This window comes from uncultured Salegentibacter sp. (assembly GCF_963972535.1).
Taxonomy (GTDB): domain Bacteria; phylum Bacteroidota; class Bacteroidia; order Flavobacteriales; family Flavobacteriaceae; genus Salegentibacter.
Genome location: NZ_CAXAVR010000082.1, coordinates 1 through 12243, shown reverse-complemented (window position 1 = coordinate 12243; position 12243 = coordinate 1). Strand labels below are relative to the sequence as shown.

Annotated in this window: 11 protein-coding genes and 1 pseudogene; 10 read left to right on the top strand and 2 right to left on the bottom strand. The window is 37.3% G+C overall.

The features are described from left to right. Positions 1 to 416 (bottom strand): annotated as a pseudogene (locus AACZ30_RS10135) (DNA polymerase III subunit delta'); the annotation flags it as partial. 140 nt (positions 417 to 556) lie between these two features. Between AACZ30_RS10135 and AACZ30_RS10130 the strand changes: the two are divergent. Genes AACZ30_RS10130 through AACZ30_RS10120 form a run of 3 tightly spaced genes read left to right on the top strand, consistent with a single transcriptional unit; the run spans position 557 to position 4380 of the window. After that, on the top strand, positions 557 to 1741 hold the full coding sequence (locus tag AACZ30_RS10130) for a phosphoglycerate kinase (protein ID WP_339649160.1): 1185 nt from the start codon (positions 557 to 559) through the stop codon (positions 1739 to 1741). Positions 1742 to 1791: 50 nt separating this feature from the next. Beyond that, on the top strand, positions 1792 to 3375 hold the full coding sequence (locus tag AACZ30_RS10125) for a LysM peptidoglycan-binding domain-containing protein (RefSeq protein ID WP_339649159.1): 1584 nt from the start codon (positions 1792 to 1794) through the stop codon (positions 3373 to 3375). A gap of 24 nt (positions 3376 to 3399) precedes the next feature. Further along, positions 3400 to 4380: a DUF4837 family protein gene (locus AACZ30_RS10120; protein ID WP_339649158.1), complete on the top strand. Its 981-nt coding sequence runs from the start codon at positions 3400 to 3402 to the stop codon at positions 4378 to 4380. Between the two features lie 70 nt (positions 4381 to 4450). Here the strand turns inward: AACZ30_RS10120 and tatA are convergent, their stop codons facing one another. Next, positions 4451 to 4663 (bottom strand): twin-arginine translocase TatA/TatE family subunit, encoded by a 213-nt coding sequence (gene tatA, locus AACZ30_RS10115; protein WP_339649156.1) that lies wholly within the window; start codon positions 4661 to 4663, stop codon positions 4451 to 4453. A 214-nt stretch (positions 4664 to 4877) separates the two neighbouring features. Here tatA and AACZ30_RS10110 point away from each other — a divergent pair, with 214 nt between their 5' ends. The 7 genes from AACZ30_RS10110 to AACZ30_RS10080 all read left to right on the top strand — a co-directional run bounded on the left by AACZ30_RS10110 (position 4878) and on the right by AACZ30_RS10080 (position 12209). After that, positions 4878 to 5747, top strand: a complete 870-nt coding sequence (locus tag AACZ30_RS10110; protein ID WP_339649155.1) for a M23 family metallopeptidase — start codon at positions 4878 to 4880, stop codon at positions 5745 to 5747. Between the two features lie 69 nt (positions 5748 to 5816). Next, the gene (locus AACZ30_RS10105; RefSeq protein WP_339649154.1) at positions 5817 to 7316 is read left to right on the top strand and encodes a GH3 auxin-responsive promoter family protein; all 1500 of its coding nucleotides are present in this window, start codon (positions 5817 to 5819) and stop codon (positions 7314 to 7316) included. A gap of 7 nt (positions 7317 to 7323) precedes the next feature. Then, positions 7324 to 9006: a hypothetical protein gene (locus tag AACZ30_RS10100; RefSeq protein WP_075325352.1), complete on the top strand. Its 1683-nt coding sequence runs from the start codon at positions 7324 to 7326 to the stop codon at positions 9004 to 9006. Positions 9007 to 9009: 3 nt separating this feature from the next. Next, entirely contained in the window at positions 9010 to 9555 is a 546-nt protein-coding gene (gene rfbC, locus AACZ30_RS10095) for a dTDP-4-dehydrorhamnose 3,5-epimerase (protein ID WP_075325351.1), read from the top strand. Next, positions 9552 to 10400, top strand: a complete 849-nt coding sequence (rfbD, locus tag AACZ30_RS10090) for a dTDP-4-dehydrorhamnose reductase (protein ID WP_339649153.1) — start codon at positions 9552 to 9554, stop codon at positions 10398 to 10400. Before rfbC ends, rfbD begins: the two co-directional genes overlap by 4 nt. A gap of 41 nt (positions 10401 to 10441) precedes the next feature. Further along, positions 10442 to 11431 carry a UDP-glucuronic acid decarboxylase family protein gene (locus tag AACZ30_RS10085; protein ID WP_339649151.1) on the top strand — a complete coding sequence of 330 codons (990 nt, stop codon included), beginning with the start codon at positions 10442 to 10444 and terminating at the stop codon, positions 11429 to 11431. Between the two features lie 7 nt (positions 11432 to 11438). After that, positions 11439 to 12209, top strand: coding sequence for a glycosyltransferase family 2 protein (locus AACZ30_RS10080; RefSeq protein WP_339649150.1), 771 nt, complete (start codon positions 11439 to 11441; stop codon positions 12207 to 12209). Positions 12210 to 12243 lie beyond the last annotated feature (34 nt).

The window sequence follows — 12243 nt, the reverse complement described above, 5'->3', positions numbered from 1 at the left end:
ACTTCCTGGGCTTCATCTACACCAATTTGACCTTGTTTATTTTCTATTCCAAGTTTTTGGTACCATTCAAATAAACTTCCGTAGGGATTGGTTTTCACAAATTCCCGCCATTCTTCTAAAAAGTGGGAAGAAACAGGATGTTTTTTTATTTTTTGATTGGCAGCAACGGGAAATGCAAAATGAAGATCGGGATGCGCTAATTTTTTAAATCGCTCATTACAATTGCTGTTTCCAGAATTGTTTTCTCCTTCCTTATTTTTGCAAAGTATGTATTGCGCGTAAGCAATGGCCAACGGTAAAGTACCACTACCACTTTTTCCTACAAACAACTGTGCGTGGGGAACCCGGCCATTATCTACCGTTGTGGTAAGATGTTTCTTTAAATGCTGTAAACCTATTATTTCTTCAAAAAGCATAAGCAAATATAAAATTTATATACACTTTAATGTCTTCGGAAAAATTTATATTTGTAAATAGCGTATGCTGAATAAAAGCCGATTGGGCTTAATCTTAATCAACCAAACCATATTTTTGGTTCTAAAAAATGAAATGAAAAATGAAGACTTTAAACGATTTTAATTTTAAAGACAAACAGGCATTAATAAGAGTAGATTTTAATGTTCCATTGAATAAAGATCAGGAAGTAACTGATGCTAATAGAATTGAAGCTGCAAAGCCTACTATTCTTAAAATTTTGGAAGATGGTGGGAGCGTTGTTTTAATGTCGCATCTTGGCAGGCCAGAAGGCAGAGAAGAAAAATATTCTTTAAAACATATTGTGAAAAAAGTTGCAGAGGTTATTGGGGTAGAACCCAAATTTGTGAACGATTGTATTGGAGATGAAGTTAAAACTGCAGCCGATAATTTACATCCCGGTGAAATTTTATTACTGGAAAACCTTAGATTTCATAAGGAGGAAAAAGGTGGAGACGAAGATTTTGCAAAACAACTTTCGCAACTTGGGGATATTTATGTAAACGATGCCTTTGGTACCGCACACCGTGCTCACGCCTCTACTACTATTGTTGCCAAATATTTTGACGATAAATGCTTTGGATATTTATTGGAAAAAGAAATTAAAAACCTTGATAAGGTACTTCACAGTAAAGAAAAGCCGGTAACTGCGGTTTTAGGTGGCGCTAAAGTTTCGTCTAAAATTACCGTAATTGAAAATATTCTTGATAAAGTAGATCATTTGATTATTGGTGGAGGAATGGCCTATACTTTTATTCTCGCCAAAGGCGGAAAAATAGGAAATTCTCTTGTAGAAGAAGATAAACAGGAATTAGCTCTGGAGATTCTTAAAAAAGCCGAAGCCAAGAATGTACAGGTTCATCTTCCGGTAGATTCTATAATTGCCGATAGTTTTTCTGAACAGGCTTCTACAGATACCGCTAAAATCAACGAAATTCCCGATGGTTGGATGGGACTTGACGCCGGGCCAGAAAGTATCAAAAATTTTGATGCAGTAATCCAGGAATCAAGAATTATTCTTTGGAATGGGCCGCTTGGTGTATTTGAAATGGATAAATTCTCAAAAGGAACTATTGCTTTAGGAAATTCTATTGCTGAAGCTACCAAAAATGGTGCTTTCTCTTTAGTAGGAGGGGGAGATTCTGTAGCCGCGGTTAAACAATTCGGTTTTGAAGATAAAGTAAGCTATGTTTCTACAGGCGGTGGTGCTATGTTAGAGATGTTAGAAGGAAAATCATTGCCCGGTATTGAGGCAATAGGGAAATAAAATGTACTAAAATCTAAGATTTTACGTTCTTTTTTAAATATTGAATAATTATGGGCAGGTATATAATTTTATCTCTTGTATTCCTTTTTGGGATTAGCCTTCAGGCGCAGGAAGAGGAGAAGGGGAAGCAGGTAGAGAAAGCTAATTTTAGGGTACAGATCTTCCAAAAGGTAGATAGCAGTGAAATTATTCTTGCTCATCCCGACCCGGAATTCAAGAACAAGTTACCAATTTCGGCTGTGATCAGGGATTCTTCTGCGGTTTCGTTAGAAGATCTTCCCCGCGCAGCCAAAATTGATTCTGTTTGGAAAGCACAGCTTACCAATTCAGATCTTTTTGACGAGATGTATAAAAGCATCAGGGAACAGGATTATGAAAATGAAGTAAACAAAGAACTTCCCACCGATACTTTAAAAGCCAGGTTAGCGAAATTAAATGCTCGCACGCCGTTTAACGTAGAATACCATCCCGTACTGGAAAGTGTTATTAATTCCTATTTAAAACGCAATAAGAAGGCTATGGAGCGTCTTATGGCGTTAAGTGAATACTATTTCCCAATGTTTGAACAGCAGCTGGATCGTTATGATATTCCGCTGGAGATAAAATACCTGGCCATCGTAGAATCGGCTTTAAACCCAAGAGCAAAATCCTGGGTGGGTGCTACGGGCCTTTGGCAGTTTATGTATAGAACAGGAAAAGCTCACGGACTTGATGTAAGTAGCTATGTAGATGATCGTATGGATCCTCAAATGTCTACGGAAGCCGCTGCAAAATACCTGGCAAACCTATATCGATCTTTTGAAGACTGGGATTTGGTGCTCGCCTCCTATAATTCTGGTCCGGGAAATGTTTCAAAAGCAATTAGACGTAGTGGTGGCTCGAACAATTACTGGGAGTTAAGACGATTTTTACCACGAGAAACTGCCGGATACGTTCCTGCTTTCCTGGCTACACTTTACCTTTTTGAGTATGCCGATGAACACAACTTTCAGCCGCAAGGGCCGGACATTGCCTTTTTTGAAACCGACACCATAAAAGTGAAAAAGTTGATCACCTTCGATCAGATTTCTAAGGTTACCGGGGTAGAAAAAGAAATGCTTCAGTTTTTAAATCCCAGTTACAAACTGGATGTTATTCCATTTGTAGAAGATGAAAATTATATGCTAAGGCTTCCGGCCACCGTAAGCGGTGCTTTTGTAAGTAATGAAGCTGCTATTTATAATTTTGCCGAAGAAGATATTAAAAATAAAGCAGCAGCTTTTCCTGAGTTTGTAAAAGCAGATGAACAAATAAGGTATCGTGTAAAAAGCGGTGATTATTTAGGGAAAATTGCCGAGCGTTACGGGGTAGGAGTAAGCAGTATTAAGCGCTGGAATAATCTAAGAGGCAATAATTTAAGAATAGGGCAATATCTTACTATTTATCCGCGAAAACCCGGTACAGAAGCTCAAAATACATCTACGGCAAGTAGCCAAAACAATAAAGAAAAAACCTATACCGTGAAGAAAGGAGATTCGCTTTGGAGTATTTCCCGTAAGTTTCCGGGAGTTACGGTACAGAATTTGAGGGCTTGGAATGATATGGGTAATAATAGCCTAAAACCCGGGATGGAACTTAAACTTTCCAAGGGTTAATCATTTCAAACCAAACTAATAAAAATGAAAAAAACATTATTCCTTCTATTCAGTTTAGTTTTTATCGTTTCATGTAACGAAAACGGCGATAAAACAGAAGAACGTATCCTTTCAGACTCTTCCGGAAATATTAATCAAATTACCCTGATTATTGAGAACGAATTATGGGAAGGCCCGGTAGGCGAAGCCATTAGAGATAATTTTGCAGCTACGGTAGAAGGATTGCCCCAGGAAGAACCTTTGTTTTCTTTAAGCCAGATACCGCCAGAAACCTTTAGCGGATTTGTTAGAAAAAATCGTTCTTTTATTTCCGTTCAGGAAGGGAAAGAGGCTGAAGCCAGAATTATTAAAGATCTTTATGCCCGGCCACAAACCGGTGCAATAATCTCTGGTGAAAGCGAAGAAGAACTAATTCATATAATTAATGAAAGTTCAGAGAAAATGGTTTCTGCCTTTAAAGAAACTGAAATGAAGGAGAAGCAACGCCGAATGAAAAAATCGCTTAAAAAAGATGGAAAGCTGGAAGAAAAATTCGGTTTATCCTTAGATTTTCCATCGGCTTATAGATATGCGTTAGAAGAAGAAGATTTTGTTTGGATTAGAAAGGAAATACCAAAAGGGAATATGGAAATTCTTATTTATGAGGTACCCATCAGTCAAATTGAAGCTGATACCAATACTATTGGAAATATTATAAAAATGCGCGATTCTATTGGAAAAGCCCATATTCCCGGCCCTACCGAAGGAACTCATATGATTACCGAAGAAGCCTACGCTCCTTATCTTTTTGAGACTGAAATTGATGGTAAATTCGCGTATGAAACCCGTGGAACCTGGGAAGTAAAAGGCGCTTTTATGGCGGGACCATTTTTAAATTATGCAATTAAAGATGAGGCCAATAATCGCTATTTGGTAGTAGAAGGTTTTGTTTTCTCTCCCTCCAGAGGCAAACGTGATAATATGTTTGAAATAGATGCTATCCTGCAGTCTGCAGATATTGAATAGCACAAATTAAAATACAAATAAAAAGCCCGAACTTTAAAATTCGGGCTTTTTTTATAAGGTAGTTATTTGTCTATTTCTTTTCTTCTGAAAATTTCTTATCATCAGAAGTAACTGGCTTTTCGCCGTTTTCGTCTTTAGAAGCGTCTTTAAATTCTTTAATTCCACTACCTAAACCTCTCATCAATTCAGGAATTTTTCGACCTCCAAATAGTAGCAATATTACCACAACAATTAAGATAATTTGCGGGGCACCAATAGCTAATGGTAAAATAAGTGCATTCATAACGTATAATTTTGATATTACAAACTTAACAAGAATTAAATAATTACAACGTTAATATGGCTTAAATTTAAGTTTTAGTTGTGGGGTATTATAAAACGGGAAGGCAATTTTATTGAAAATCTTATTTTTTCTCTCTAAAAAGATCCAATTTAGACCTAAGTTTGAGAACTTCACTAAACAGGCAAAAATTTTAATTTAACTTTGTAAATGTAATATGGCAGAAAATAAAAAAGAGAGAAAAAAATTCACCAAAAAGTTACTTCATAAATACCGAATGGTAGTTTTGAATGAAGATACTTTTGAGGAAAAACTTTCTTTTAAATTAACCCGCCTCAATGTTTTTGTAACGATCACGCTAAGTGCAATAATTTTAATTGCTGCCACTACTTTTATAATTGCTTTTACTCCGCTTAAAGAATATATACCCGGCTATTCTTCCGCCCAATTAAAAAGACAGGCTTCTGAGCTGGCTTATAAGTCAGATTCCCTTCAGCAGGTTTTAAAGCTGAATAATCAATATTTAAGTTCAATTAAAAATGTACTTACTGGGAAAGCAGATACCTCCAGTTTAAGTAGAGATTCTATGGTAGAAAACCCTATAATGGGTCAGGAAATTGAAGCTATAGAACCTTCCAGGGCAGACTCCCTGTTAAGAGAAGAAGTAGCGCAGGAAGACAAATACAATGTTTTACCCTCTGCTACAGATAATATTGACTTTTCTCTGTTTCCGCCGGTAAAAGGTTCAATTTCTGAAGCTTATGATGCTAAAGAAAAACATTATGCAGTAGATATTGTAGTTGCAAAAAACACTCCGGTTAAATCGGTTGCCGATGGACGTGTAATTTTTGCAGAATGGACTACAGAAACCGGTTATGTAATAATTATTAAGCACGAATATGGCTTATTGTCGGTTTACAAACACAACGCATCTATAGCCAAAGAACAGGGGGAGAATGTAAGAAGGGGAGAGGTAATTGCCACTGCAGGATCTACCGGAGAATACACCACCGGCCCACATTTGCATTTTGAACTTTGGAACGAAGCCGTACCCGTAGACCCTGCAGATTATATTGATTTTGATTAATAAATCACGACCTTTGTAACACCAAAGGTATTTCTGAAATTTAAAATACCAATTAATTCAATAAAACCTATGTCTTTAAAGTCGTTTGGAGCAAAGATTTTTGCCAATTATATACGCAAAAAAATAGATAAATGGGCTTCCCAACCTGAAGCCACCCAGCAAAAAGTATTCAGGGAGCTTATAGAAAAAGGCAAAGACACGCAGTTTGGCAAAGATCACGATTTTAAAAACATCAAAACTTATAAAGATTTCATCCAAAATGTACCAATTCGCGATTACGAAGAATTGCGCTTTTATGTAGATAAAATGGTAGCCGGCGAAGAAGATATATTATGGCCGGGTAAACCTTTATACTACGCAAAAACTTCTGGTACTACCAGTGGTGCCAAGTATATTCCACTTACAAAAGATTCTATGCCCTCGCATATTAACGCGGCCCGAAATGCGATTTTATGTTATATCGCTGAAACCGGAAATGCAGAATTTGTAGATGGAAAAATGATCTTCCTCCAGGGAAGTCCGGAAATGGATGAGAAAAACGGTGTGAAATTAGGTCGTTTATCGGGGATCGTGGCGCATTACGTGCCTTCCTATCTTCAGAAAAACAGAATGCCCAGTTGGGAAACCAATTGTATTGAGGATTGGGAAACTAAGGTAGATGCCATTGTAGAAGAAACCCGAAACGAAAATATGAGCGTTATTAGCGGTATTCCATCCTGGGTGCAAATGTATTTTGAAAGACTTCAGCAAAAAACCGGGAAGAAGGTTGGTGAGCTTTTTCCTAATTTCGATTTGTTTATTTATGGCGGCGTAAATTATGAACCTTACCGTTCAAAATTTGAAAACCTAATTGGTAGAAAAGTAGATAGCATTGAACTTTACCCGGCTTCAGAAGGATTTTTCGCTTTTCAGGATAAACAAACCGAAAAAGGAATGTTACTGCAACTCGATTCCGGTATGTTTTATGAATTTGTAAAAGCCGATGAATTTTATGAAGAAAATGCGAAACGGCTTACTATTGGCGAGGTAGAAACCGGTGTAAATTATGTAATATTGGTTTCTTCAAATGCCGGTCTTTGGGCATATAATATTGGCGATACGGTGCAGTTTACAAGCACAAAGCCTTACCGGGTAATTGTTTCAGGCAGGATAAAACATTTTATTTCGGCCTTTGGAGAGCACGTTATTGCCAAGGAGGTAGAAGAAGCTATTCAGGAAGCCACTGCAGCTACAAATGCAAGAATTAGCGAGTTTACCGTGGCACCGCAAATTACCCCAGAAAATGAAGAATTACCTTACCACGAATGGTTTGTAGAATTTGAAAAAGAGCCTGAAGATTTATCTAAATTCAGTAAAATTCTGGATAAAAGTCTTCAGCAGCAAAATTCTTACTATTTTGATCTTATTAAAGGAAAAATTCTTCAGCCATTAAAAATATCAAAAGTTCCAGAAAATGGTTTTCAGCAGTATATGAAATCTATTGGAAAACTGGGCGGACAAAATAAGTTGCCGCGCCTGGCCAACGATCGTAAAATTGCTGAAGTCCTGGAAAAAATTATAAAAGCATAACAAAAAAATGATAAACCTAAAATTACTAGGCCGTACCCGCGCCCAAGAGAGTACCCACGCGATAGAGCGTATGTATATTACTATGCGCCACCTTTTTAATCGTGGTTTTTATAAACCTATGGGCGTTTCGGGAGAGACCTTAAGGGAAGCCTTACTTATACTTCGCCCCGAAATTTACGGCTCTATAGCCGATGATAAAGCTGAATTAAGCGGATTACTTTATGTGATAGACCGTTTACCAAAAGGAATTGAAGAATGCAGGTTTATAAACCTTACCAGTGATGAAGGCTATGGGAATTCGCATTTTAAGCCTATTGTTCCGCCAAAGCGCCGGCGTAACTGCTATAGGATAGACGATGAACAAATGAATATTGAAATAACCCGTGGCCGTTCTGAGATCTATGATATTCTTACTCACCTTACTTTTCTGTTTGTAGAGTCTCATAAAATAATGCGTCGCGTAATTATAGATGAAGAAGGTAGTGTTACCAGAGATTGGCAAAAACTGGAAAAAGCTGTTTTACAGGAAGAGCCTTTAGACCAGGCACAACGCGAAATTGCTTTAACTCACACCGCCAATATTTTAGGCCGAACTTTCTTTGAAGTTCAGGATATTTATCCAAAATTCTCACTACCGGGAAATCCAGAACGTTTCTTAAATATAATCTACTGGTTAGGGAAACTCGCTATTGCAGAAACTATAAACAACGATAAAAGGATTATTACTTTTAGTCCCGTTTTAAGAGAACGTTTAGGGCACCATATTCACGGAGAAATTTGGGCCGATAATATTAAGCAACATCTCATAAAAGAGAATTTAATGCACCGCCCTTTACACATTATTAGTGCGAATATGCATAGTGTAATGAACACGCTTTATACTCCTTCAGCTTTAAAAACCGAGCTTAAAAAGAAAAAACCACTGGAGATTTACGAATTGCTTAGTAATACTGCCAACGGCGATTTACGCAGCAAAGTAATGAAATCGGCTTTAGATAATGGGATGACGTTTTTAGACGATAAAAGCGGAACCAATATAGATGTGCAAATCTTTGATACGGCTAAACTAAACGGTAAATACGGAAGCTGGGATATTAAAACCGAAGAAGAAGCTCCGGTAATTATCGTGATGGATTATGCTTTTGGCGAGCAGGCTTATGAAACTATGGATGAACTGCTGAAACCATACAATTTTGAAGGAAATGAGATAAAAATGAACGTAGAATCTATCTCCATTATGGGAAAAGCCGGTATCCTGGAAGGCGGAAAAGGAGATATTATGATTCCTTCTGCGCATTTATTTGAAGGCACCGCAGATAATTACCCGTTTAAAAATGAACTTAGTCCGGCCGATCTTGAAGGCAGCGGAATTGATATTGTAGACGGTGCTATGATCACCGTTTTGGGAACTTCGCTTCAAAACCGGGATATTCTTAAATTTTTCCACGATTCTACCTGGAATGTTAGCGGGCTTGAGATGGAGGGCGCACATTACCAAAAAGCCATACAGGCGGCTTCCAAATTACGCGGAAGTATAGATAGCGAAGTTAAAGTTAGATATGCCTATTACGCCTCAGATAATCCGTTAGAAACCGGTAGCACCTTGGCATCAGGTGGGCTTGGAACTACCGGGGTAAAACCCACTTATTTAATTACTGAAAAAATCCTGGAACAAATCTTTAAATCTTAGTTTATGAAAGTTGAAGAATCACCTTTAAAAGACTGTTTTATTATAAAACCCGATATTTTTCGGGATAAACGGGGCCTTTTTCTGGAGAGCTATCACAAGAAAAAATTTATAGAATTAACCGGGATAGAAAAGGAATTTGTTCAGGATAATCAATCTATTTCAAAAAAAGGTGTTTTGCGCGGGTTGCATTATCAAACCGGGGAATTGGCGCAAACCAAGTTGGTGCGCGCTATTTATGGCAAGGTGCTGGATGTGGTGGTAGATCTACGGCCAGAATCGCCTACTTTTAAACAAAGTTTCAAAATAATTCTTGACGATGAGAATTTATATCAGCTCTATATTCCAAAGGGATTTGGGCACGGCTTTGTAACCCTGTCAGAAACTTCGGTTTTTGCTTATAAATGTGACGAATATTACTATCCGGGTTACGAAGCAGGTGTTATTTTTAACGACCCCGATTTGGCAATAGACTGGGGATTTCCCGAAGAAGATATGATAATCTCAGATAAAGATTTAAAACAACCGCGATTAAAAGAGATTTTTAAATGAAAAATATTCTCGTTACCGGTGCCAATGGACAATTAGGAGCTTGTTTTAAAAAGATTTCAGGGAATTATCCTGATTTTCATTTCGTTTTTCAATCTTCTGCAGAAGCTGATATTACCAATAAATCAAAATTACAGAAACTTTTTGCTGAAGGGAATTTTGATTGGGTTATTAACTGCGCGGCTTACACAAACGTAGAAAAAGCCGAAGCTGAAGAAGAGAAAATTTTTAAAATTAATGCTGAAGCTACCAAACATCTCGCTGAGCTTTGTAATGATAATCAGGCGAAATTAGTTCATTTTTCCACCGATTATGTTTTCGACGGGAAAGCTGAAAAACCTTATACAGAAACCGATAAGACAAATCCTATAAATGTATATGGCGCTTCAAAATTAAAGGGAGAACAGTTAATCGCTGAGGTTTTAAAAGAACATTTTATTTTAAGGACTTCGTGGCTGTATTCAGAATTCGGTCATAATTTTTATAAAACTATCCTTCGAAAAATAGACGAAAAAGCTGAATTAAATATCACCACTTCTCAAACCGGAACACCAACAAATGCTAATGATCTGGCTAAATTTGTTTTGGAAATAATCGCTTCAGAAAATAAAGATTTTGGATTATATCATTTCAGCAATTTGGGCGAAGCTACCTGGTATAGTTTTGCAAAAGCAATTTTAGAATTTACAGGAAATTCAGAAGAAATTCGGTTAAACGAAAGCAACAATTTTAAAACCATTGCCGCAAGACCGGAATATAGCGTGTTAGATAAAACTAAAGTTCAGGAGAAATTTCAGAAGAAAATTCCGGAATGGAAGATGAGCCTTAAAAGCCTCATCCCTTCGTAAATCTCATAAAATTTAAGTAATTTTCGCACCAAACTTCAGGAATGGCAAAAAGAATACTCATTACTGGTGCTGCCGGCTTTCTAGGCTCTCACTTATGCGATAGGTTTATTAAAGAAGAATATGAAGTTATTGCGATGGATAACCTTATTACCGGAGATCTAAAGAATATTGAGCATCTTTTTAAACTGGATAATTTTGAATTTTTTCATCACGATATTACCAAATTTATCCACGTTCCCGGCGAGTTAGATTATATTTTGCATTTTGCTTCTCCCGCAAGCCCCATAGATTATTTAAAGATTCCCATTCAAACCTTAAAAGTTGGTTCGGTGGGGACTTTGCATTGTCTTGGTTTAGCAAAAGAAAAAAATGCCAGGATTTTAATCGCGTCAACTTCCGAAGTTTATGGAGACCCGCAGGTGCATCCGCAAAGCGAGGAATATTATGGTAATGTAAATACCATTGGGCCCCGTGGGGTTTATGATGAAGCAAAGCGATTTCAGGAATCTCTTACCATGGCGTATCACCGTTTTCACGGTTTGGAAACCAGGATTGCGCGTATTTTTAATACCTATGGTCCCAGGATGCGTTTAAACGATGGGCGGGTAATTCCGGCTTTTATTGGGCAGGCCTTACGTGGCGAAGATCTTACCATTTTTGGCGATGGTTTACAAACGCGTTCTTTTTGTTATGTAGACGACCAAATAGAAGGAATTTATCGCTTATTGTTAAGCGATTATCCCGATCCTGTAAATATTGGAAATCCAGATGAAATCACTATTAAAGATTTTGCCGAAGAAATTTTAAAACTTACCGGAACCGAGCAAAAAGTGGTTTATAAAGAACTTCCCGAAGACGATCCTTTAAAAAGGCAGCCAGATATTAGTCGGGCAAAGGAGGTTTTAGGCTGGGAACCTACTGTTTCCCGTAGTGAAGGAATGAAAATCACTTATAATTATTTCAAAAATCTAAGTCCGGAAGAATTAGAGAAAAGCGAGCACAAAGATTTTTCCAATCATATAAGGCGATAAGCAAGATATGGAGAATCCCCTGGTTTCCGTAATTATGCCCGCTTTTAATGCGGAAAATTTTATTGAAGCTGCGGTAAATTCTGTAATTGTTCAAACCTACTCCAACTGGGAATTGTTTATTATCGATGATGCCTCAACAGATACTACGATTTCTAAAGCTGAAAAATTAGCAAAGCAAGATTTCCGAATTAAAATACTTCAAAATCAAAACAATTTCGGCACAGGAATAAGTCGAAATAAAGGAATTAAAGCCGCTCAGGGCGATTTTATCGCTTTTTTGGATGCAGATGACCAATGGAAACCGGGAAAGCTGGAAATTCAGCTTAAAATGATGCAGCATCAGGATGTTGCGGTTTGTTTCTCCAGTTATTTACAAATAGATGAAAATGGAAATTCCAGAAACGAAATTATAGAAGCACTGCCCGTTTTAACCTATCAAAAATTGCTTAAATCAAATTACCTGGGCAACCTCACCGGGATTTATAACGCTAAAAAACTAGGAAAGATCTACGCTCCCGAGATAAGGAAAAGGCAGGATTGGGCACTTTGGCTGGAAGCTGTTGAAAAAGGTGGGCCGGCGGTAGGAATTCAAAAGTGTTTAGCAAAATACCGGGTTAGAAAAGGCTCTATTTCAGGAAATAAAGTTGAGATGCTTAAATATAATTTCAACATTTATCACAAGTTTTTAGGTTTTAGTTTCCCAAAAAGCCTTGGTTATATGCTGGTTTTTTTAAATGAACATTTCTTGGTTAAGCCTAAACAGGTAAAAAAGATTTAGAATAATTTACGTCATCCTGAATTTATTTCAGGAT

Coding starts and splice junctions, on each gene's coding strand:
- AACZ30_RS10125 (WP_339649159.1), top strand. CDS start 1,792: ATGGGCAGGTATATAATTTTATCTCTTGTATTCCTTTTTGGGATTAGC.
- rfbD (WP_339649153.1), top strand. CDS start 9,552: ATGAAAAATATTCTCGTTACCGGTGCCAATGGACAATTAGGAGCTTGT.
- rfbC (WP_075325351.1), top strand. CDS start 9,010: ATGAAAGTTGAAGAATCACCTTTAAAAGACTGTTTTATTATAAAACCC.
- AACZ30_RS10120 (WP_339649158.1), top strand. CDS start 3,400: ATGAAAAAAACATTATTCCTTCTATTCAGTTTAGTTTTTATCGTTTCA.
- AACZ30_RS10110 (WP_339649155.1), top strand. CDS start 4,878: ATGGCAGAAAATAAAAAAGAGAGAAAAAAATTCACCAAAAAGTTACTT.
- AACZ30_RS10100 (WP_075325352.1), top strand. CDS start 7,324: ATGATAAACCTAAAATTACTAGGCCGTACCCGCGCCCAAGAGAGTACC.
- tatA (WP_339649156.1), bottom strand. CDS start 4,663: ATGAATGCACTTATTTTACCATTAGCTATTGGTGCCCCGCAAATTATC.
- AACZ30_RS10080 (WP_339649150.1), top strand. CDS start 11,439: ATGGAGAATCCCCTGGTTTCCGTAATTATGCCCGCTTTTAATGCGGAA.
- AACZ30_RS10085 (WP_339649151.1), top strand. CDS start 10,442: ATGGCAAAAAGAATACTCATTACTGGTGCTGCCGGCTTTCTAGGCTCT.
- AACZ30_RS10130 (WP_339649160.1), top strand. CDS start 557: ATGAAGACTTTAAACGATTTTAATTTTAAAGACAAACAGGCATTAATA.
- AACZ30_RS10105 (WP_339649154.1), top strand. CDS start 5,817: ATGTCTTTAAAGTCGTTTGGAGCAAAGATTTTTGCCAATTATATACGC.